The organism is Alphaproteobacteria bacterium LSUCC0684 (assembly GCA_041228335.1).
In the GTDB taxonomy this organism is placed as follows: Bacteria; Pseudomonadota; Alphaproteobacteria; order Puniceispirillales; family UBA1172.
Window position 1 is genome coordinate 2,158,392 of the sequence record CP166130.1, and the last position, 22,447, is coordinate 2,180,838.

The 22,447-nt window shown below is 54.2% G+C and carries 20 protein-coding genes and 1 tRNA gene; 12 read left to right on the forward strand and 9 right to left on the reverse strand.

Annotated features, from left to right (window positions below):
* The first annotated feature begins 47 nt into the window (after positions 1-47).
* The 3 genes from AB8880_10360 to AB8880_10370 are packed head-to-tail and all read left to right on the forward strand — an operon-like array spanning position 48 to position 2,374.
* Positions 48-620 (forward strand): cytochrome c family protein, encoded by a 573-nt coding sequence (locus tag AB8880_10360; GenBank protein ID XDZ65319.1) that lies wholly within the window; start codon positions 48-50, stop codon positions 618-620.
* Positions 620-1,408, forward strand: coding sequence for an inositol monophosphatase family protein (locus AB8880_10365; protein ID XDZ65320.1), 789 nt, complete (start codon positions 620-622; stop codon positions 1,406-1,408). The genes AB8880_10360 and AB8880_10365 overlap by 1 nt, the downstream gene beginning before the upstream one ends.
* Positions 1,409-1,435: 27 nt before the next feature.
* Positions 1,436-2,374: a 2-hydroxyacid dehydrogenase gene (locus tag AB8880_10370; GenBank protein XDZ65321.1), complete on the forward strand. Its 939-nt coding sequence runs from the start codon at positions 1,436-1,438 to the stop codon at positions 2,372-2,374.
* On the opposite strand, the gene AB8880_10375 is transcribed toward AB8880_10370, so the two are convergent.
* Positions 2,371-3,720, reverse strand: coding sequence for a M17 family metallopeptidase (locus tag AB8880_10375; protein XDZ65322.1), 1,350 nt, complete (start codon positions 3,718-3,720; stop codon positions 2,371-2,373). The genes AB8880_10370 and AB8880_10375 overlap by 4 nt on opposite strands.
* A gap of 30 nt (positions 3,721-3,750) precedes the next feature.
* Positions 3,751-5,115, reverse strand: a complete 1,365-nt coding sequence (locus tag AB8880_10380; protein XDZ65323.1) for an MATE family efflux transporter — start codon at positions 5,113-5,115, stop codon at positions 3,751-3,753.
* A gap of 70 nt (positions 5,116-5,185) precedes the next feature.
* On the opposite strand from AB8880_10380, the gene AB8880_10385 reads away from it, so the two are divergent.
* The 3 genes from AB8880_10385 to AB8880_10395 all read left to right on the forward strand — a co-directional run bounded on the left by AB8880_10385 (position 5,186) and on the right by AB8880_10395 (position 8,150).
* The gene (locus AB8880_10385) at positions 5,186-6,913 is read left to right on the forward strand and encodes an ArnT family glycosyltransferase (GenBank protein ID XDZ65324.1); all 1,728 of its coding nucleotides are present in this window, start codon (positions 5,186-5,188) and stop codon (positions 6,911-6,913) included.
* Between the two features lie 51 nt (positions 6,914-6,964).
* Entirely contained in the window at positions 6,965-7,744 is a 780-nt protein-coding gene (locus tag AB8880_10390) for a glycosyltransferase family 2 protein (GenBank protein XDZ65325.1), read from the forward strand.
* 115 nt (positions 7,745-7,859) lie between these two features.
* On the forward strand, positions 7,860-8,150 hold the full coding sequence (locus AB8880_10395) for a lipid-A-disaccharide synthase N-terminal domain-containing protein (GenBank protein ID XDZ67060.1): 291 nt from the start codon (positions 7,860-7,862) through the stop codon (positions 8,148-8,150).
* Positions 8,151-8,165: 15 nt separating this feature from the next.
* Here the strand turns inward: AB8880_10395 and AB8880_10400 are convergent, their stop codons facing one another.
* Genes AB8880_10400 through tsaD form a run of 3 tightly spaced genes read right to left on the reverse strand, consistent with a single transcriptional unit; the run spans position 8,166 to position 10,677 of the window.
* On the reverse strand, positions 8,166-8,585 hold the full coding sequence (locus AB8880_10400; GenBank protein XDZ65326.1) for an EVE domain-containing protein: 420 nt from the start codon (positions 8,583-8,585) through the stop codon (positions 8,166-8,168).
* A 23-nt stretch (positions 8,586-8,608) separates the two neighbouring features.
* Positions 8,609-9,592 carry an NAD(P)H-dependent glycerol-3-phosphate dehydrogenase gene (locus AB8880_10405; GenBank protein XDZ65327.1) on the reverse strand — a complete coding sequence of 328 codons (984 nt, stop codon included), beginning with the start codon at positions 9,590-9,592 and terminating at the stop codon, positions 8,609-8,611.
* Complete coding sequence (gene tsaD / locus AB8880_10410; protein XDZ65328.1) at positions 9,589-10,677, reverse strand: tRNA (adenosine(37)-N6)-threonylcarbamoyltransferase complex transferase subunit TsaD; 1,089 nt, start codon at positions 10,675-10,677, stop codon at positions 9,589-9,591. Before tsaD ends, AB8880_10405 begins: the two co-directional genes overlap by 4 nt.
* Positions 10,678-10,775: 98 nt before the next feature.
* Here tsaD and hemC point away from each other — a divergent pair, with 98 nt between their 5' ends.
* The 5 genes from hemC (at position 10,776) to AB8880_10435 (ending at position 14,748) form a co-directional block, all read left to right on the forward strand.
* The gene (gene hemC / locus AB8880_10415) at positions 10,776-11,726 is read left to right on the forward strand and encodes a hydroxymethylbilane synthase (GenBank protein ID XDZ65329.1); all 951 of its coding nucleotides are present in this window, start codon (positions 10,776-10,778) and stop codon (positions 11,724-11,726) included.
* A 98-nt stretch (positions 11,727-11,824) separates the two neighbouring features.
* Positions 11,825-12,475, forward strand: coding sequence for a uroporphyrinogen-III synthase (locus AB8880_10420; GenBank protein ID XDZ65330.1), 651 nt, complete (start codon positions 11,825-11,827; stop codon positions 12,473-12,475).
* A complete protein-coding gene (locus AB8880_10425; GenBank protein XDZ65331.1) occupies positions 12,462-13,271 on the forward strand; it encodes a hypothetical protein in 810 nt (269 codons plus the stop codon). Before AB8880_10420 ends, AB8880_10425 begins: the two co-directional genes overlap by 14 nt.
* A 3-nt stretch (positions 13,272-13,274) precedes the next feature.
* Complete coding sequence (locus AB8880_10430; protein ID XDZ65332.1) at positions 13,275-14,594, forward strand: heme biosynthesis protein HemY; 1,320 nt, start codon at positions 13,275-13,277, stop codon at positions 14,592-14,594.
* Positions 14,595-14,672: 78 nt separating this feature from the next.
* Positions 14,673-14,748, forward strand: a tRNA-Thr gene (locus tag AB8880_10435).
* A gap of 51 nt (positions 14,749-14,799) precedes the next feature.
* Here AB8880_10435 and AB8880_10440 read toward each other — a convergent pair.
* Complete coding sequence (locus AB8880_10440; GenBank protein ID XDZ65333.1) at positions 14,800-17,265, reverse strand: FAD-dependent oxidoreductase; 2,466 nt, start codon at positions 17,263-17,265, stop codon at positions 14,800-14,802.
* A 114-nt stretch (positions 17,266-17,379) separates the two neighbouring features.
* Complete coding sequence (locus tag AB8880_10445) at positions 17,380-18,990, reverse strand: trimethylamine methyltransferase family protein (protein ID XDZ65334.1); 1,611 nt, start codon at positions 18,988-18,990, stop codon at positions 17,380-17,382.
* Between the two features lie 179 nt (positions 18,991-19,169).
* Between AB8880_10445 and AB8880_10450 the strand changes: the two genes are divergently transcribed.
* A complete protein-coding gene (locus AB8880_10450; GenBank protein XDZ65335.1) occupies positions 19,170-19,910 on the forward strand; it encodes a transporter substrate-binding domain-containing protein in 741 nt (246 codons plus the stop codon).
* A 5-nt stretch (positions 19,911-19,915) separates the two neighbouring features.
* Here the strand turns inward: AB8880_10450 and AB8880_10455 are convergent, their stop codons facing one another.
* Positions 19,916-21,046 (reverse strand): aromatic ring-hydroxylating dioxygenase subunit alpha, encoded by a 1,131-nt coding sequence (locus AB8880_10455; protein ID XDZ65336.1) that lies wholly within the window; start codon positions 21,044-21,046, stop codon positions 19,916-19,918.
* Between the two features lie 120 nt (positions 21,047-21,166).
* Positions 21,167-22,447 carry an aspartate aminotransferase family protein gene (locus tag AB8880_10460; GenBank protein XDZ65337.1) on the reverse strand — a complete coding sequence of 427 codons (1,281 nt, stop codon included), beginning with the start codon at positions 22,445-22,447 and terminating at the stop codon, positions 21,167-21,169.

The following is a 22,447-nucleotide window of genomic DNA, read 5'->3' on the forward strand; positions in this document are numbered from 1 at the left end:
TATGAAAAGTACAATATGTAATGACCGTGTCGGCTTTGGGGGATACGATGGACGAACTGAAATTCAACAAGATTGCAGCAGGTGTACTTTGTGGTGGACTGCTGATCATGGCCGGTATCAAATTTGCCGACGTCATGCTCCCGCACCACCAACTCGCGGAAAACGCATACCCGATCGAAGTCCCGGAAAGTGCAAGTTCAACCGTAGTTGCCGAAGCCCCCACAGGTCCAGAGCCAATTTTTGCACTCCTGGCCGAAGCTGATATTGCCGCGGGCGAAAAAATTGCCAAAAAATGCACCGCCTGCCACAATTTTGATGAAGGTGGCCCCGCCAAGGTCGGACCTAATCTCTGGAATATCGTCAACGCTTCCATGGCCCGTGATAGCGGATTTTCCTATTCCAGCGCTCTTGCAGAAAAGGGTGGGGCTTGGGATTATGCCAGCCTGAACGGTTTTCTGCATAAACCAAAAGCCTGGCTTTCCGGCACTAAGATGAACTTCGCTGGACTGAAAAAGCCTGAGGACAGAGCCAATCTGATTGCCTGGCTTCGATCGCTTTCAAGTACGCCTGCAGCTCTGCCAACCACCGAAGAGATTGCAGCGGAAGCCGCTGGAAGCTGATGACACCTTCCGGGACAGAGAACACCTTATCGGAAATCGCCCGATTTGCCGCTTCCCTGACCCAAATCAGTCGGCCGATCATTCACCAGTGGTTCCGTCAGCTTCCGGATGTTGAGCGAAAGGAAGATGCCTCTCCTGTTACCATTGCGGACAAAGGGGTTGAGTCCAGCCTCAGAGACACAATTGCCAAGACTTTTCCTTCCCATAGTATCATTGGGGAAGAAGAAGGTTCCGCCAGCGGGAGTGGAGATTTCACCTGGGTGATTGACCCGATTGACGGCACCAGAGCTTTTTCTTGTGGCAACCCTCTTTTCGGCACCCTTATCGCCGTACTGCATGAAGAAAAACCTGTTATCGGAGTTATTGACCTGCCCATGCTGGATGCCACCTGGATCGGTATTCATGGGCAGGCAACGCTTCTCAATGGCAACCCTGTCCACGTTGCTGGGACCTGCCATCTGGCTGATGCCCGCATCGCCACCACCAGCGCCAGCGCCCTTGCCGAAGATTATCACCGGTTTGAGAAACTGAATGAAGCCGCACGCGTGACATCCTATGGCGGAGATTGCGCCAATTATGCCCATGTGGCCGCAGGCTGGTGTGATCTGGTGGCGGAAACACATCTTAAAACATATGACATCATGGCAACTATCCCTGTCATTGAAGGGGCTGGAGGTATAGTCAGCCAATGGGATGGCAGCGCCATCACCCTTGATAATTATGATGGTACGGCCCTTGCCTCGACCTCTCGCAGCCTGCATGATGAAGCCATGGCCATCCTGGCCTGAACTGAACCCTTAATGGCGGAGGTAAGAATGGTTGCGCCCCTTTATATTGCCTATCATTCAAATGATGATCCCATGGAATATTGGCAGCAAGGTCTGGAGATGCTGTTGCCTGATATCCGGCTGGTTGCGCCTGATGCGCCCGAAGCCCAAAAGGCTGAAGTCATCATAACCTGGGATCCGCCTGAAGGAACCATTGCCGGGTTGCCATCCCTCAAGGGTGTTATTTCTCTTGCCCAGGGCGTTGACCATATCCTGAAAGACCCGGCCTTCCCCCGGCATCTCAAGTTTGCCCGACTAATTGACCCCTACATGTCCGAAGCCATGGCGGAGTGGGTTCTTTTATCTATTCTGGAAAAACATCGGGATTCTGAAATCTACCGTGAGGCATCAACCCGGAAGGAATGGATTCGCCTTCGGCCACGCGTAGCAGCCGATACATGTGTAGCGGTAATGGGGCTCGGCGCTATCGGTTCTCATGTTGCGGAAAAAGTTGCGATGATGGGTTTCCGGACAATCGGCTGGGCACGCAGTTCGAAATCCATCCCCGGCGTTACCGCTCACACCGGGGATGAAGGCTTTAGCACCTGCCTTGAAGAGGCAGATTTCGTTGTCTCCATCCTGCCCTTGACCGAAGAAACCCGGGATTTATTTAACGCGCAAACCTTCGCAAAAATGAAGAATGGGGCATTCTTCATCAACTCTGGCCGCGGGCTTCAGGTTGTTGAAGATGACCTTATCAAGGCTATTGATAAAGGCCATCTCAGCGGTGCTACACTTGATGTAACGCGCATCGAGCCGCTACCAAAGGAAAGCCCGCTCTGGGAACATCCCCATATATGTATCTGGCCGCATGTGTCCGCCCAGACCAACGCCGATACCGCCGCCCACCAAGTTGCCGATGCCATCCTTGCTATCCGTTCTGGCAAGGATCCAGAAAATGTCGTCAATGTTGATCGCGGATATTAAGCCTTTAGCCGGTTTTCAATCAGCCTGAATACGGCTCTGAGCCCCATGGCTTCTCCCCCTTTGGGGTGGCCAGGCCGATCACCCAGATTCCAGGCCATCACGTCAAGATGGGCCCAGGGAACCGGACGGGCCAGAAACCGTTTGAGAAAAAGGGCCGCGGTGATCGCACCGCCATAGCGTGAAGTCCCGGTAGAAGACAGCGCGGCGTATCCTCCTTCCAGATACCGTTCATAGGGTGCATGCAGGGGCAGGGGCCACACGGGATCACCTGTTGCCTCACCCGCAGCAACCAGTTCACGACCCAACGCCTCATCGTTAGTGAACAGCGCGGGCAGTTCCGTTCCAACCGCCACCCGTGCCGCGCCCGTGAGGGTGGCAAAATCAACCAGCATTTCAGGTTCTTCCTGGGTGGCCAGATAGATCGCATCAGCCAGAATAAGTCTTCCTTCCGCATCGGTGTTACCCACTTCAACCGGAATACCGGCAGCCGTATCAATAACGTCAAGAGGCCGCATGGACCGGGATGATACAGCATTCTCCACTGTCGGGATGAGTACTCTCAGACGCATCTTCAGCCCAAGCGCCATGATGATGCGGGCAAGCCCAAGCACATGCGCCGCACCACCCATATCTTTTTTCATCATCTCCATGCCGCCGGAAGGCTTGAGATCAAGCCCGCCACTGTCAAATGTAACGCCTTTGCCAATCAGGGTAATAAGCGGGCCGTCATCTCCCCAGCGCAGGTCGAGAAGACGTGGCGGGCACTCCGCTGCCCGGCCAACCGTATCAATCGCCGGAAACCGGCGGGTCAACTCGTCACCAATCGTCACATCAAGGTCAGCCGAATACGCCTCTGCGAGATCACGGGCGGCATCTTCCATCCCCTGCGGATTGAGATAATTGGCCGGCATATTGATCAGATCACGGGCAAGAAAGATGCCAGCCGAGATCGCCTCAACCCGGTGGCGCAACGCATCATCCGCCAGAACAAGATCAGCCGTCGGAGCAGATGCCTTCTCGCGAAATCTGTCAAACTTGTATTGCTGGAGAAGAAACCCGATAGCAATCTCTTCCACCTCATCCTGGCTGGTCAGCGCATAGGTACCCTTTGGCAGACCGCCTGCTCTGGCGCCATCGACAAAAGCATCCTTCTTCCCCAGCACCACCTCCGCTATGCCGCCCTCATCTCCGGGAAAGATCAGATGGGTGCCTGGCTTTGCCGTAAAATCATGGTCCTTTGCCCAGCGCCTATATGCTGCCGGTCTTTCATTAAGCCAGTTTTCCATCTCATCAGGTTCAAGGCGAAAGATGAGACGAGATGTAGGCATGGAAGCAACAACAGGCATGATCTATCCTTTCAAAAGCAACACAGGTATTTACGACCGCACAGGCCCCGCTGCACGGATGACAATATCAAGATTGAGCCATAGGGTTAACCCGCGCAAGCCCAGTAAAACCAGAAAAGCCACCCAGATACCGTCTATCCCCGCAATATGGCGGCCAAGGTAGAGAAGCGGGATAAAAACTATGAGCGAAACCAGCATCGCATTGCGCATCACTTTTGCCTGGGTCGCCCCGATGAAAACGCCGTCCATCTGAAACGCCATGACCGAAATAACTGGCATTACCACCAGCCATATCAGGAGGCTGTCCACCAACTCAAGCACCTCCGGCAGGCTGGTCAGAAAACGCATGAATACCCCGCCACCTATTGCCACCACCATCGCCATGGCCATTGCGGTAATTAATGCCATAAGCGTACTCTCACGAATGGCAAGCCTGAGCTCTCTCGGATCACGACGTCCAATCGCGGCACCCGTAAGGGCTTCTGCCGCATGGGCAAAACCATCAAGGCTGTAGGCAAGAATGGCAAAGACCACAAAACACAGTTGGGACGCCGCCAGGGTGACATCATCAATACCGCCAGCCACATTGAGCACCAGCACTTCCGCCAAAACAATAGCCAGTGTCCGGATGGTCAGATCACGACCAAGGGAAGCATATTGATGCAACGCCGCAAAGGTCATGAAATCCTTTGCAACTGGTCTGGCCCAGCGCGATGGCGGGCCCAAAACGCCGAACAGAAGAGCCACGCTGACGCCAGCTCCCATGTATTGGGCCAGCACGGTTGCGAGCGCAACGCCATCAATGGTCAGCCCGAACCCAAAGACGAAAACAAGATTGCCAATGATATTGAGGCAGTTGATGACAATGAGCTGGATCATGCAGTACTTGATCCGCTGGAGGCCAAAAAACATGCCAAGCATGACCATATTGAAACAGATAGCAGGGCCGGCAAAGGCGAGGATTGATATATAGACCTCCATCCCGTCCAGCACTTCTTCTGACGCTGTCAGAAGAAATCTTGCCACCTCAAGGAACGGGCGAGACAGGATGAGTATCAAAAGCCCGATATTGACCGCGATAAAAACCGCCCGAAACAGATGCCTGAAAACAGCTTGGGTATCCTCGGCCCCATATGCCTGCGCCACCAGTCCTGTCGTTGCCATTCGGAGAAACCCGAAGGCAGTCGTGATCAGGCTGAAAACAAAACTGCCCAGAGCAACCGCACCGATAAAATGCGGGCTGCCAAGGTGCCCCATCACGGCGGTATCGACCATGCCGACAAAAGGTATGGTGATATTGGCAAGCATGATCGGTAAAGTTATCGCCCAGATCTTGCGGCGCAACGCCCGGCGTTCAGGAGATAAAATCAGGCCGATTTCTGATGAAGTTTTCATGGCTTATGTCTATCCTAGACATTGTAATGTCAACCCGCCATCCCTAATGCCGATTATGCCGGACCTGACCATGTTGTTTTCACCCATAACCCGAATAAGTGCAAGACCCATGCTGATCCTTGCCTTGCTGTTTGGGCTTATGGCTTTCCTTCCCGGGCTTGGCAGCATCCCCCCGATGGATCGTGATGAAAGCCGTTTCGCCCAGGCTAGCAAACAGATGCTTGAAAGCGGTGATCTTGTGACTGTCCGGTTCCAGGAAGACTTACGGGCCAAGAAACCGGTGGGGATTTATTGGCTACAAGCTGGTGCTGCCGCAGTTTTCGGGGATAAGACTATCTCTTCTTACCGGCTCCCAAGCTTCGTTGCCGCTTTTCTGGTGATCGTGCTTGGCTTTGCACTGGCACGACAACTGGTGGGACCGGCTCAAGCAGGTTTTGCTGCAATGATGATGGCAACAGGACTGGTCATGGCAGCGGAAGCGCATCTGGCCAAGACCGACGCCGTGCTTGTCGCGGTGACACTGGCCCAACAGACCTTGATCTGGCGCATGTATTCTCTTCATCAGGAGAGGCATCACATCCCCGGAATACTGGCGCTTGCTTTCTGGGCAATGATGGCCACCGGAATTCTTATAAAGGGGCCAATTACCCCGCTTATTGCCATGATGACATTGGCCGTTCTGGCGGGGCGAGATCGTTCTTTTTCCCTCATCAGCGCAACACGGCCAGTCCTCGGTTTCATTGTACTGACGGTGCTGGTTCTGCCCTGGGTCATGCTTGTTACCAGCGCTACAGATGGCGCTTTCCTCTCCACGGCAATCAAAGGTGATCTGGTCGGAAAACTAAAATCTGGTCAGGAATCCCATGGAGCGCCACCATTTACGCATCTTGCCCTGCTAATCGTCACTTTCTGGCCCGGTAGCCTGCTTCTGGTCCGGGCGATCGGCGCTATCTTGAAACAGAAACCAGGTGCCGAGATATGGTTTCTGCTCGGCTGGATTATCCCATTCTGGATCATCATCGAACTGACCCCCACTAAACTTCCACATTATTTTCTGCCGGTCATGCCGGCTTTGGCTATGCTTGCCAGTTCGGGCATTCATTATCGAGTGTCAACTGGTGGAAAAGAAGACCTGACAGATCAGGAGGCTGGGAGCCGGGAGGATTTGGATAAAATCAAAAAACCTCTTCTTGGGCGGATCAGGCATATTTTTTCCTGGCGCGCCACCATCATTGGCTGGGAAGTGCTGTTTGCGCTAGTCAGTTTTGGGCTTGGTGTACTGGTGCTGGCCGCCACGACTTATTATGGCGGCGAACGTCTATATGGCGGCATGGGGCTGGGACTCGCCGTGCTCATTGCCGGGGCATCACTTTCATGGACCAGATGGCAAAAACCCTCAATACTAATTGGAATAGCTGGTCTTGCAGCGCTTTTTCATGCAAATACCTTTGGTCTTGTACTGCCATCACTCTCCGACATGCACCTTGCCCCGCGAATTCATTCCACTCTAGAAACACTTGAAACCCCGATCGAAGCTGTCGCTGCCGCAGGATATCACGAACCTTCACTGGTCTTCACCCGGGGTACAGACACCCTGCTTTTCAGCCCGGTTGAGGCTGCGCTATTCCTTGGCGAAGGCAAGAACGGGGTTGCGCTGGTGGAGTCGCGGGTTCTTGGAGATTTCCTCGATACCGCCGCCAAGGCAGGGATCAGCATTGCTGAAGTCGGAAAAATAAAGGGCTTTAATATCTCGCGTGGACAGCGCGTCACCATCCACTTCTTCCGTGCTGCCAATTGACGCCTGTTGCAGGCTTGAGTACAAATGAAAGGCATTTGAACGAGACACAGCATGGCTCCCTCAACAACCTCCCGTCGCCGCCCCACCAAAGCTTCGTCTTCTCTGCCCGAACTCAGCGTCGTGGTGCCAGTGCTTAATGAGGCGGGCAATATCAAGCCTCTCGTCAATGGCATAATTACAGCATTTACCGGCCGAAATATTGAGATCATCTATGTTGATGACGGCAGCACTGACAGTACCCTTGCCGAGTTGAGGGAATTGCAGGCGGACCTGCCAATGTTGCGGGTAATGGTTCACTCTCACCGCTCTGGCCAGAGCGCTGGGCTCCGCACCGGCATCCTTGCCGCCCGCGCCGAACTTATCGCAACCCTCGATGGTGATGGCCAGAATCTGCCAGAAGACCTTGTACGTCTGGAGAAGGAAGTGCATGCCCATCGCCCTGGACTTGTTATGGCCGCCGGGGTTCGTATCAACAGACAGGATAGTTTGGCAAAACGATATGCCTCCCTCTTTGCGCGCAGGATCCGCCGAGTGATGCTCAAAGATGATCATCCCGATACCGGTTGTGCCACTAAGGTCTTTGACCGTGAACTTTTCCTTCGCCTGCCGTATTTTGATCATCTGCATCGGTTCATGCCACCTCTGGCCCGGCGGGAAGGAGCTACGGTATTGGCAGTTCCGGTTGGTCACGCCGCCCGGGTTCAGGGCAAATCCAAATATCACACGCTTGACCGTCTGCTGGTCGGAATCAGTGACATTTTTGGGGTTATGTGGTTAATTCGCCGAAGCCCGAAAAACCTGAACGTGAAAGAACAGATACCCCATGGCTGAACTGATTTCCTATCTCTCCGCAGGAATAGAGAGCGGTGCCGTGACCATATCCTGGTTTCTTATCACCCTTCTTCCCTTCCTGCCACAGGACCTGCCCCAGCAACCTGAACGCGTGATGATCGTGGTCGGTTTTGGTGGACAGTTCCTTTTTGCCATGCGCTTTATTATCCAGTGGCTGACTTCCGAAGGGGCAAAGCGAAGCGTCATTCCCGTTATGTTCTGGTATTTTTCGATTGGTGGCGGATCTGTTCTTCTCCTCTACGCGATTTGGAGAAAAGACCCGGTGATTATTTGCGGTCAAGGGCTTGGTTTATTCATCTATGCCCGCAATCTTATCTTCATCTTTCGTGAACGTCAGAGTGCGGAAGAAAAAACCGACGGACAAGACCACAGCAAGACCACCTGATCTGGCATATCGTGGTTATAGGTCTGTTTCAGCCATACGCAGGATTTCATGCCAGTGCTCTTTTGCAATAGGCATGACAGAAAGCCTTGACTGCCGGACAAGCGCCACATCGGAAAGTTGGGGATTGGACTTGATATCAGCCAAGCTGACCGGTGATACAACCGGCTTGACGGCTTTGACATCAACCATCCCGAACCGGCCTGAAGCATCGGTTGGATCCGGATGATAAAGGGCCGAAACAGCAACAATACCCATAATCCGCTTTTCGTTGACCGAATGATAAAAAAAGCCAAGATCCCCAATTTCCATGGCCTTCATGTTATTGGATGCCTGATAATTGCGAACCCCATCCCAGCCGGTGCCATTTTCGCCGCAAGCCACCTGATCATCCCATGACCATGTCCCGGGTTCTGATTTGAAAAGCCAGTACTGCATTGCTGATCTCCTTTTCCTGCAAGTCAAGTGTCGTTGCGGGCCCATTCACTGTCAACCGGACGAGCCAGAAGTCGGGTGATTTCACCGCGGATATCTGCCCCGCCAATCGCATTAGCAACCGCTGCGGTGATAGGCATCTCAATGCCTTCGTCTTTGGCGCGGCGGAGCATCACCGAAGCCGATCGCGCGCCTTCCGCCAGCTTATCGGGTAATTCCTTCCCCTTACCGAGAGCAAGCCCGAAGGCAAAATTACGCGAATGTGGCCCGCCGCAAGTCAGCATCATATCGCCAAGTCCAGCCAGGCCAAAGAGCGTTTCACGCTTGCCCCCAAGTTTAAGTGCAAATCTTGCAGCCTCGGCCAACCCCCTTGTGACCACCGCCGCGCGGGCATTATCCCCGAATTCAAGCCCCGTTATGACACCGGCTGCGATGGCAATGACATTCTTCACCGCCCCACCTACAGCAACGCCGAGCGGATCATCGCTCGTATAGACGCGGATCGTGCTACCATGGAAAAGTGCGGAAATCTGGCTGGCGGCGGTTAGGCCGGTGGCCGCAGATACGAGTGCCGCCGGTTTACCTTGCGCGACTTCATCGGCAAAACTCGGCCCACTCAACATCACCGATGGATGCGGCAGAACCCGCGCCGCGTATTCAGGGATCAGCGCATTATTTTCTGGGATCAGGCCCTTGGCTGCCCAGGCAACAGGAACCTGCTCTGGAAGATCAGATTTAAGCAGATCTGCTACCATTTCAGTCGCCGCCACGGGCATAACAACCAGCACAGCCTCTGCGTCCTCGAGAACAAGAGACGGATCGGTTGACGCAACGCTAGGGGCAGTAATGCTAAGATCAATCATCGGTGACCAGCCAGCCTGAAGTTGATCCGCAAGTTCTGCCCGCCGGACCAGTACCCGAACTTGATGGCCTTGAACGGACAAAATAGACGCGAGCGCACTGCCCCATGCGCCACCGCCCAGGACAGCGACTTTTCTTTTATCGATCATTGACGCACTCCCCTGCCAGCAGGTGAAACAGCATCCGGATCAAGCGGCCAGCGTGGTCGCGGGGTGAAAGTGAGTGCGTCTCCTCTATCACCTGCTTTTTGGCGCTCAATCGCCGCCCAGGCAATCATCACGGCGTTATCTGTACAAAGTTTCGGCGGCGGTGCATGAAAAGTAAATTCATGCTTTTCTGCAACCTCTTGAAGTCTGGCCCGAACCTTTGCATTGGCCCCAACTCCACCAGCCACCACGAAAGCTGGATTCATGACACGATGTTCTCTGGAAAACTGCCGCATTGCCCTTTCTGATCGGCTACTGAGGCTCTCGGCGATCGCCCGTTCGAGGGAGGCGGCAAGATCGGCAACTTTAGCTTCGCGTTCCTCACCATGAGGCAAGGGCTCAATATACTTTAAGTATGCTGTCCGGATCGCTGTCTTCATCCCGGAAAATGAGAAATGGCAACCAGGCTTGTTTTCAAGAGGGCGCGGCAGTGAAAAGGCCCGATCATTACCTGACCGTGCAGCCAACTCTATTTTTGGGCCACCTGGCATACCCAGGCCGAGAATCTGGGCGGACTTGTCAAACGCTTCACCGGCGGCATCATCGAGGGTTGTGCCATATCGCACATATTTTCCCGGCCCCTTTACCGCCAAAAGTTGGGTATGCCCTCCGGAAACAAGCAACATCAGATAGGGAAAGGGCACCCCTGCCGTCAATCTTGCTGTCAACGCATGCCCTTCAAGATGATTGATCGCAAAGAACGGAATATCACATCCAAGGGAGATGGCTTTTGCCGCCATGGTGCCCACAAGCACACCACCAATAAGGCCAGGGCCGCCTGTGGCCGCCACCGCCTGGATTTCATCCATTCCAATGCCTGCTTCTGAAAGTGCATCTTCTACCACTTTGTCAATCAAGGTCAGGTGTGCGCGGGCTGCGACCTCAGGCACTACCCCACCATGACGAGCGTGGTCATCGATCTGACTTGCTATGATATTTGAGTATATTTTTCCATCCGATGAAACCACCGCAGCTGCCGTTTCATCACAACTGGTTTCTATACCCAGAAACATATCTGCAACCGCCATTGGACAGGCCTGCCTCTATAATTTTTCCCTTGATACCATCATACATCAATTGATCTATTTTTCTTTACCAAAGCCATGGGCGCAAGGTAAAGAAGGGTATGCATGATGATCCCGTCTTTTCTGAAGATCAGCCGATCAGGCTTGCCAGCCGGGCGTCGCCTCTGGCGATTGCCCAGACCAGAGAAGTTCAGACCCGCCTCGGTCCAGTAATTAGCCGAATTGATACATTCTCTACTCGAGGTGACGAAGTTCAGGACAGATCGCTGGCCGAACTCGGCGGCAAAGGTCTTTTTGTCAAAACACTCGAAGCCGCCTTGATTAGGGGGGACGCAGATGCGGCGGTACATTCCGCCAAGGACATGGAAAACCACATTAACGATGGCACCTATATGGCGGCCTATCTTGAACGCGAAGACAGGCGTGATGCGCTGATCGGCCCTTACGCTGATCTATCATCACTGCCCAAAGGTGCGGTGATCGGAACGGCATCGGTGCGTCGGGCAGCCATGCTTCGTGCCCAGCGGCCTGACTGCAAGCCGAGACTGCTTCGCGGCAACGTCAATTCAAGGTTAAGGCAACTGAATGAAGGCAATTACGATGCCATCATCCTGGCAATGGCAGGTATAAAACGGCTTGACCTTGATATCGATTACCATCCGCTTGATGAAGAGGTCTTTCTGCCAGCTGCCTGCCAGGGGGTCATTGCTATTCAGGCAAGGAATGATGATACACAACGCGGCCATGCGATCTATACCGCCCTCACCAGCCTTGGTCATGCACCGACAACGGTAGAAGTCCAGGCCGAACGCGCTTTACTGGCCTCTCTTGACGGCACCTGCCGGACCCCGATCGGCGCGTCAGCGCATCTCAAGGATGGCATCCTTAAGATGAAAGCCTGCCTGCTCAACCTTGATGGCAGTCAATGTTTTGAGGCCGAAGCCAGCGCCAGCGCCGATGATGCGATGTTGCTTGGGTCGGATATTGGCAAACGTCTTCTTGATCAGGCAGGTGGCCGCGCATTTATCCATGCCCAAAAGGACGGTTTCTGATTATGAAGCCGGTTGTGCTCACCACCCGGCCGGTTGAAGACGCTGAACGGGATTGCCTATATCTAAATCGCCACGGTGTCGAGGCAATAAGCTGTCCAATGCTTGAAATCAAAGCGCATGCTTTCGTTCTTCCTCCTCTTGAAACTATTGATGCGGTTGTCCTGACCAGCCGACATGCGGCACCACGGCTTGCGGGAAGAGGTGTTGAAGATCTAACCTGCTTCTGCGTCGGCAAGACTACAGCTGCGGCAGCCGCTGATGCAGGCCTGAACCATACGATATCCGGTCCTGGCGACGGCAGGGGGCTTGCCCAGTTGATCTTAGATCATCCTTACAAATCGCTGTTATGGCCCTCGGCGGTGGATACCGGCTTTGATATCAAGGCTGCGCTCGAGCCAAAAGGAATTCTGACCCATCGGATAACTGTCTACGAAGCGGCACCTGTTGATGGTTTCACCCATGAAAGTATTGAGATGCTGAAATCTGGCCGTGTCCGTGCCGTGCTGGCGCATTCGGGACGCGCAGGTGAACATTTCACCAACCTGATCAAAAGGGAAGGTCTTGGCCATCTTCTTGAAACCATGACAATGATCGCTATCAGCTCTCGTGCTGCTGGACTTTGCGGCACGGACTGGCATAGCATTGTGGTAGTGGATCAACCGAGACGCGGCGCCATGCTGGATGCCGCCATCATGGCTGTTAACGAGCCCGGACTTCCGCAAAAAAGAGGTAATCATGGCAGGCCGTAAAGTGAAAAATGGGTCATCTGGAAAGGAATCTATCCCTGAGACGGGGAACGCTACCATCGAAACTTCAGGAGAAGACGTCACCGCTGATATCAAGACAACTTCAGGCACAGACCAAAACAATAAAACCGATGTAGCGAAAGAGACGAAATCTGCTTCAACTGCAAAAGAACAAAGTCAACCAACCCCTCTGGCTCCACGTCGTATCAGGCTTTTCGGCTGGCTCGCTGTAGCTGCCCTTTTTCTCGCCGTTGCAAGTGCAGGTCTTGCCGGGTTTAGTTTTATACAAACCACCCGGATTGCTACCCAGCAGGACGAAATACTCAATCGGCTCGAGTTGCTTGATCGCCGTGTTGCAGAAATGGCAGAAGCTACCCTGCTTCAGGAACAGGCCAAGGAACTGAGCAATTTTGGTATCCGGCTTGATGACGTTACCGCCGAAATCGACCGGGCACTTGAGCAGATCGATGCCATGGGCAAAATGATAGCAGAACAGCTTGCTGAGCCAGGGCTGGAATTAATAAGCAGCCTGCAGAAACGACTTGATGAGATTGACAAGAGCCTTTCTGCACTAAACTCGAATACCGAAACCCCGGCATCAAGGAAGACCGATTCCGCAGGGGGCCTAAATTCTGAAACAGGCCAAGAGCAAGATCAGCGCTCCCGCAACCCTTCTCCTTCGGCATCTGAAGAAAAGCCATCAGCAGAAGTGGATTTGCCAGCGGATGAAAAACTTTCGGGCTGGGTGGACTGGATTAAGGATCTTATCCGAATTGAGCGTATTGAAAATAGCGAGTGATCCATGATCCGACGTATTCTTTCTCTCATTCTTCTGGTGGCTGCGGTCGGCACGGCAACGACTTTTCTTGTCCAGCAGGAAGGTGTGACGGTGATCGAGTGGCTAGGCTGGAGGATCGAGATTCGGACCAGCCTGATGATTGCCGTCATGCTAGGGCTCATCTGGATGATGGTTGCAACAGATCGTTTGTTTGGATTCATCGTAGGTCTGCCGGATCGCCTTACCGGTGGGATCAGGGAAAGACGTCGAAAGCAGGGGCATCAGGCCCTTGCGCTGGGGCTTGTCGCCGCATCGGTGGGAGACCACAAGGAAGCACAGCGCCAGTCCAAGCGTGCCAGCCATCTGGTCGGCAAAGACATGCTGACCGATCTGCTCAATGCACAGGTAGCAACACTGGAAGGTGATAATTCAGCCGCTTCAAGATATTTTCAGCATCTTGCTTCAACAAAAGAAAGTTCATTTTTCGGCCATGCCGGACTGATGCGCCTTAATGCCGAAAACGGTGAAGATGGCAAAGCTCTTGTCGCCGGACGCGAGGCTTTTGCACTCAACCCGAAAGCCCCCGCACTCGCAAGAGCACTTTTTGTTCTTGAAGCAAAGCACGGGAACTGGAAAAGGGCTATTACAGCTCTTCTTGCTGCCCGCCGACACGGCGCCACTTCATCCGCTGAAAACGATACGGGCGAATTCAACATTGATCATGCCCTTTCCGCACTTCACCTTGAACAAGCAAAGAAAGAGTACCGTGAAGGCGCATTGAAACCTGCGCTCAAATCTCTTGATGAAGCGCTGCGTTTTCAGCCTGGGCTTGTGCCGGCGGCGCTCCTGAAAGCGGAACTCCTTCATGAGAACAAGCGGACACGAAAAGCACTGGCCACACTGGAAAACGCGTTTCTTGCCTCCCCTCATCCGGCGCTTGCCCGAACTTTTGTGTCGCTTCAACCCGAGGACAATGCCAAGGCGCTGGCAAGGCTGACCAGGCTTTCAGGCAAAGTTGGCAACCCGCCAGAAGCTGCATTGGCTGCGGCGCAGACTTCCCTTGATATCGAACTTTGGGGTGAAGCACGTCGTCTTGTTGAAACCATCCCTATGGAAAAGAGAGATAGCCGTGCCTGGACGATCCTAGCTAATGTTGCAAACCATGCCCCTGAAGACTCGGATACCGAAGATACATCATGGCCGAAACGCGATGCCTGCCTTATCCGTGCAGCAACCGCACCAAGACCTGCTGGATGGACTTGCGATGGTTGCGGAGATTATGGGGAGGACTGGCATTCCACCTGCCCGTCCTGTGGCCGTTTTGCCAGCTTGACCTGGAAATGATGTTTTTCCTTGCCTGAAATATCGGGATCAGGTAGTTCGTGGGTCAGCAACGCTCAGCGTAGGGCGACGCGATAGATAGCTGGTGTAGCTCAGTCGGTAGAGCAACTGATTCGTAATCAGTAGGTCGGAGGTTCAAGTCCTCTCACCAGCACCATCGCAACACTTTTCACTCTGAACCGTCCTCCCTCCCAACTTCAAGTTCATCTCACCCGCGCATATTGGCGCCGTTGGCATCGTAGATGGGTCCGGCGAGGACTTCTGCATCATAGAGCTCACCAAGGATTTCCACCTGCAACCTGGTGCCCGCGCCAACGCAGTCAGCTTTCACATATCCCATCGCCATGGATTTGCCTACCCGATGCGCATACCCGCCGGAGGAGACATAGCCCACTGCTTCCCCATCTTTGAGGATCGCCTCGTCGTTGGACACATCAATGCCATCCACATCAATCACCATGGTGACAAGTTTCTGGGCCGGACTTTCGTTACGCGCCTTCAATGTGGCATCCTTGCCGACAAAATCCTTGTTCCAGTTGATGAAGATATCCATGCCGGATTCGACGGCGTTGAAATCCGGCCGGTATTCGAGCGTCCACGCCCCCCAGCCTTTTTCAAGCCGCATCGACATGAGTGCGCGCGCCCCGTACCAGCGATAGCCGAGATCTGCCCCTGCTTCCTCAATGGCTTCAGCAAGCCTGAGGAGATAGGGCGGGCGGCAGTAAATCTCATAACCAAGCTCACCTGAAAAGCTGATCCGATTGAGGATCACCGGCACGCCGGCGACAAAACACTGGCACAAGTCACGGAACTTGAAGGTTTCCGCACTTACATCCTGACGGGTCAGGCGTTGAAGCAGTTCCCTTGACTTCGGCCCCGATAGCGCAATACCATGCCAGTCGTCCGAGACATTGGCGTAAGACACCTCCTCGGGAAGATCCTTTTCAAACCAGCGGCGATGCGCTTCCTGCATAGCGCCTGAGCCAAAAAGCATGAAGTGATCATCAGCAAGGCAGGCCACCGTAAGATCACCATAGAGCTTGCCTTTCGGCGTCAGCATGGGGGTAAGGGTGAGCCGCCCAGGTTTCGGGATATATCCAGCCAGCGTCCGGTCAAGATACGCCCTTGCGCCCGCGCCCTTGAATTCATGCTTGGCAAAATTGGCAATCTCAACCCCGCCGACATCATTCTGCACGGCCTTGACTTCCCGCGCAACATAGTCGTGGCTCCGGTTGCGCTCAAAGGTCGGGGCCTCATGGGCATCTTCGGGCCCATCAGCAAACCAGAGCGCGTTTTCAAGCCCGAAGCCCTGCCCCATCAATGCACCTTTCGCCGCCAGCCGGTCATGAAGCGCGGTGGTCTTCTGCATCCGGCCTTTGGGTAGCGTCTCATTGGGGAAGGTCATGACAAAACGGCGTTCGTAATTCTCTGACGACTTGATCGTGCCCCATTCCGGGGTAGCAAATTCACCAAAGCGGGCCACGTCCATGGCCCAGACATCGATGGACGGCTCGCCGTCAATCATCCATTCCGCCATTGTAAGGCCGACACCCCCGCCCTGGCAGAACCCGGCCATGACGCCCACCGCAACCCAGTAATTCTTCATCCCCGGCACGGGGCCGATCATCGGGTTGCCGTCAGGCCCAAAGGTAAAAGGTCCGTTGATGATATTCTTGATCCCTGCATTGCCGATCGCGGGAATGCGTTCAAAAGACATTTCCAGCCGGTCAGCGATACGGTCGAGATCAGGATTTAAAAGCTCATGGCCGAAATCCCAGGGCGTGCCTTCCACCTTCCATGGAGTGGATTTAGGCTCATAGGTGCCAAGCAGCATCCCCTGACGCTCCTGGCGGAAATAGATATTGGCTTCGTAGTCGATCCCGGCAGGAAGACGACCGGCACCGCCCGGGGTCATGCGTTCGGTAATCTCGGCTATATCTTCAGTGATGAGGTAGTGATGTTCCATCGGCTGAACCGGCAGGTGAATCCCCGCCATATGCCCGACTTCACGCGCCCAGAGCCCACCGCAATTGATAATCTGCTCAGCGTTGATCTGGCCCTTGGGTGTCGTCACATCCCAACTGCCATCGGGGCGCTGGCTGACGGCGGTAACCGGGGTATGAGTGAAATACTGCGCGCCATGAACCCGGGCAGATTTGGCAAAAGCATAGGTCGCGCCAGACGGGTCAAGATCACCATCCTGATCATCCCAGAGCGCAGCATAGTAATGTTTCGGATCAATCAGCGGATGGCGTTCACCAAGTTCTTTTGGGCTGATGAATTCCTGATGCAGGCCCATATAGCGCGCCTTGGAGCGTTCACGTTTCAGATAATCATACCATTCCTTGGTGGAGGCGGCGTAGAAACCACCGGTGATATGAAGGCCAACCGAATGGCCGGATGTTTCCTCGATTTCCTTATAAAGATCAATCGTGTAGCTCTGCAATCGGCTGATATTCGGGTCTGAGCTGATCGTGTGGATCTGGCCCGCCGCGTGCCAGCTGGAGCCTGAAGTCAGCTCATCGCGTTCCAGCAGCACCACGTCTTTCCAGCCGAATTTCGCCAGATGAAACAGAATTGAACAGCCGACTACCCCGCCACCGATCACCACCACTTGTGCATGGGAAGGCAGAGGTTTGCTTGTGGTCGTTTCTTCTTTCTGTATCTCAGGCATGATAGATCTCCCGATTACACTGGTATCAATTTGACCAGATTACATCATGGAATCATTGGGAGAACAAGGACCGGAAATGAGAATTTCAAGAGTTATTCATCTGCCGACATGAGATTACCCCAAAGATAATGCAAGGCGGATTGGCAACTCTCCCCTCAGGGTCTCATCGCTCAGCGGGTCGATATAGCAAGGACAGTGCGATAGAAGGATCTGGCTGACGCGATCTTCCGCCACCTTTCGGATATCCGGACTTCCTGCTTCCTGCCATGCCTCAATACTGCTGCGGTCGGCAATTTCCGGGTAGAGAAAATCGGTGTGCATCCGGGCATAGGTATCCGCCTCACCCAGAAAATGACCCGCCCCTGTCGCCACCGCGTCAATGGACGTGGCATTAAGGGTTTCCGGCGAGATATCCACTTTCGCCGTCGCCCTCAGGATCGCGCCCAGCATATCGTTGTCAATCACCATGGCGGCAAGCGAGATCCCCATCAGGGCCGCCTGCGCGCCGCATGCCTGGGTGATGATATTGGCCCCTGCCTGCACCGTCTGTGCAACGGTCAGGCATTTCTCATACCCGCTCTGGGCATCCGGGATTTTGCTGTCCGTGGCGCCTGCAATGGTGGAGGAGGGCAGACCATAAAACCTTGCCATTTGCATTGAGGCCGCGGTGAGCAACGCCTGCTCGCCACTACCGCCGGCCATACCGCCGGTGCGCAGATCGGTGATCATCGGGCGAGGGCCGAACACCACCCTGGCCTTGGAGTCCACCAGAAAGGCAAGGATCATCCCCGCCAGCGTCTCCGCTGTCGTCTGTGCCACGCATCCCGCAATCGTCACCGGGCTTGACGCGCCGAGCTGGCCAAAGGTATTGGCCATCACCGGAATGCCGCAACGGACCGCTTCGATCAGGACCAGTACCGCCTCGCCATCAAAACGAAGCGGCGGGACCACATGATTGATGTTGAGCGAAAGGAAAGGCCGCGCCCGGAAATCTTCTTCCGAGCCTGCCAGCTGATAACATATGCGGGCGATATCACGCACGTTTTCCGGAGTACCGGCGCTGACAATCACATGTTTGCGTGTGCCCGCGAGACTGGCATAGGCGGTGTTGATATCGAGATGACGCTGATCCGGCATATCCCTCGCTACTAAAGGCCGGCTGAAGAAATGGATATGAGGCAAGGTGTCAACCAGCCTTGCGGCGTTGTAGATATCGGCAAGGGTGCTTTCACGATAGCGGCCAAGCACGTTGTCATAGATCAATGGCGAGGCCCCGCCCGTGCCGACATGAACGTTGCCTGCCGCAAGTTCAAGATCGGTGTCGCCATCGCGGCCATAAAGGGTGATCTTGCGATGCAGTCCGGCGAGCGCCGCCTCAATCAGCTTTTCGGGAAAGAGAAGCCGCCCCCGGTCATCCAGCCTGCCGCCTGCCGCCCGGGCCAGTTCAACCGCCGCCGGTGGGGCACCGGCAAGCCCGGTTTCTGAAAGAAGCTTCCTTGCTGTTGCATCAATAGCCGCAACCCCCGCCTCATCCAGCGGGTTGAGATTGCCGCCACGGCCGATGATGCGCTGATTGGAAAGTGAGACCCGGGGATCACCCTCAGGCTTTTGCCCTCCAGCCCTTCTTCCACCACGCCCATTCCGGCTGGGGCGGCCAGCCCGAGTAGAATTATGCTCTCTCGAGGAGTTTGAGGTATCCACCGTTTTGCCTGCCTCATCCTTCATGTATGGCAGCCTTTGACCACGTTGAGGTTTATTCTGATATAAACCTTGATAAAGGGCAATCTTGCATTCTTTGAAAAGGTCAAAACCTCTGCAATGCGGAAATGGAGTTTTGATTTTTTTTGCCATGCGTGCGATGGATGAATTAAGGCATCATAAAGTATCCAGGTCAGGAGTTGGCAATGAATAAAGAAATCATTGATGCATTAGCTCCCAAAGGGGTGCTACGCGCCGGCATAAATATGGCGAATTTTCTTCTGGTATCAGGCATACGACCAGATGGCACATTGGAAGGCGTCTCACCTGATCTGGCCAGAAGGATTGCCGCTGAGATAGGTGTCCCTTGCGAAATGATACCTTATGAAAGTCCGGGGGCGCTGGCTGATGCAGTTCGTGACGACGAATGGGACATTGCCAACATTGCCGCCGAAGCCGAGCGAGCGCAACAGATCGATTTCAGCCTGCCCTATGTCCAGATTGATGCAAATTTCCTGACCCGCAAGGATGCTGCCTTCACCAGCAATACCGATGTTGATAAAGATGGTGTCAGGATCGCCGCCTATGAGCGCAGTGCATATGACCTCTGGCTCACGGAAAACTTCACGCGTGCCTCTATGATCAGATCGGAATCCATTGCCCGATCGCATCAGGATTTCAAGGATGACAAGGCAGATGTGCTGGCAAGCCTGAAGCCAAAACTGCTAGAAGAGATAGCTGCAAACCCGGATTTCAAAATTATCGAGCCGCCTTTCACCGGGATCAAGCAATCCGTCGGGATAAAAAAAGGAAACCCGGATGCACGCCGCTTCCTTGATACCCTGATCACTGATCTGATCGGCAGCGGTTTTATTGAGGCATTGATGGAAAAATACGGCGTTGACGAGAAACTAAGCATCCCTGCCCAGATCACTCAACCGGGATGATTTGATCAGCTCATCTCCCTCGCGTACCATTTCGCGAAACTCGCAACATTCGGCTCAAGCAGGGGCTGAAACCGGCCTTGTCTTGCATTAGGATCACTAAGCCCCCGCTGCTGATTGACAAGGGCCGGAATATCTTCATCAAGGGCGGCATCAAGGCGGTGGTAGTAGGCTTTTACCCGATCTTCGAAATCATTCTGCTGGACTGTTTCCGGCGGGAAGCAGGCTGTTTGATAGACTAGGCATCGGTTGGCCGCAAGAGGATACGCCTCATACATCCATAAAGCATCAACGCCTGCCGCAAAAGTCATGTTGGGGAAGATCCAGGTGTAACGTACACCCGCAGCTTCCCTGTCCTTGAGCCCTGGCATGAGGGGGAGCGGCTTCTCTTGGGTTGTCTGCAGAAGCGCTCCCGTGCCTTCGGTGGAGCCAAACTGGGTTGCAAAATTCCCTTGAACCTCATCACCCGGATCAGGCGTTGCATAGAGATCATCGATCGAGTCCGGATGAACAAAGGGGAGATGATAATACTCATTGAACACTTCAAGGAAAGCCTTCCAGTTACACTCGACCTCAAATCGCTGGCGGCGCGTCGAGATTAGATTTTCAACAGGCCATGGAGCATGGATGGCGGTAAAATCGCCCAGTGCTTCATTCAGATCCGGTGCTGTCTCAGCCAGGCAGACAAAGATAAAGCCAAGGCGTTCAGTCACATGATAACTGATCAGGCTAAAATCTGATTTGCAGAAGCCGTTTGCCGCCTCCATATGCGGGGCGCCAGCGAGACTGCCATCAAGTTTATAGGCCCAGCTATGGAACGGGCAACGAATACCGGCAATCCGGCCAGCGCCATCAAGAAGACGCGCCCCGCGATGCCGGCAGGTATTGGCAAAAGCACGCAAATTCCCACCCTTATCCCTGATCAGGATGATAGACTGGCCAGCAAAATCAAGGCACATATACTCGCCTTCGCCAGCCACCTGATCCGCCCGGCCAAGACAGATCCAGTGGCGGCGGAAAATCCGATCCACCTCAACATCAAGAACAGCAGGATCGGTATAGGCCGCAGGCGGCAGTGACCAGGCCTCATTGAGAGGTTTGTTGCAGTATGATAGTTTTTCCCTGAACTCTTCATTCATGCGATCACCCTGGAGATGAAAAATAATGCCCTAGTTGCGCTATCGCCTATGCATCGACCGCACACCATGATTAAAAGTCTCGCATGAGAGACCGGGAAAAGAAAACAATAATCTTTCCGGCTAGGCTCTTGCGGCGAGAGCGGAGGCGGCATGCTGAACCGCCTCTTTGGTCCGGGCAAGGTCTTCTTCGGTCAGGGCAAGTGATGGATAAAACTTGCTCGGCGACTTCAGGATACCTTGGGCGCGGAGAATAGTGTTATAGACAACGCCATCTTCAGGATCCTTATGCTTGGCGCTTCGGTAATCGACCGGATCCTGATCGGTGAAGAGGATATCAAAAAGCGAAGCATCACCGCATATCCGATGATCAATTCCGGCCCCGGAAAGCGCATCTGAAAGCATCTCCTGGACACGTGATCCGCTGTTGCGCAATTGCTCATAACTGCCCGGACGACGCAGAATTTCCATTGTCTTGAGTCCGGCAACCGACGCCACCGGATTGCCTGACAGCGTGCCAAGCTGCATCAGCCACTTATCACCACCAACAACCGTCTTGTCAAAATGCCGCATGATTTCAGCACTCGCGCCAAGCGCTGCGAGCGGAAACCCGCCCCCAATGATTTTTCCAAGGGTACAGATATCCGGCACCACGCCGTAATATTCCTGGGCTCCGCCATAAGCAAGCCTAAACCCGGTGACAATCTCATCAAAAATCAGCACGACGTGATGACGATCTGCAAGCGAGCGCAATCCTTCGAGGAACCCGGGCTTTGGCGGGATGATACGTTGCAGGGGTTCGACAATGATTGCGGCAATGTCATCGTGCTCGGCCAGTAGCGAGGCCACGGCATCAAGATCGTTGAAGGGAGCGATCAGCATCTGCTCTGCCACACTCCGGGGGATGCCGGCACTGTCTGGCACCGGCCGAGGAAAGTTGACTTCACGCGAAGGGGCAAGGCTCATCTGCGCTTCGGCGCTCATCCCATGATACCCGCCTTCAAATTTCACGATCCTGTCCTTGCCGGTATAGGCCCGCGCAAGGCGGATGGCATACATGTCCGCTTCGCCCCCTGAGGCAACAAACCTGACCTGCTCCACACAAGGAGAAGCCTCGCAAATGGCGGCAGCCAACTCAATCCCGCGTGAATTATTGGCAAAGAAGGTCATCCCCAGGGGCAGTTGTTCCAGGACTGCCTCAAGCACTTCCGGATGACCATGGCCAAGCAGCATCGGCCCTGAGCCGATCAGATAATCTATGTATTGGGTGCCGTCTTCATCCCAGACATGGCTTCCCTTCCCGTGTGAGATGATAACGCTGTGATCAAAGTTCCCAAATCCACCTGCGGGAAGCACCTCTTTTGCCCGGGCAATCCATTCATCCTGCGTATGTATTTTTTTCAT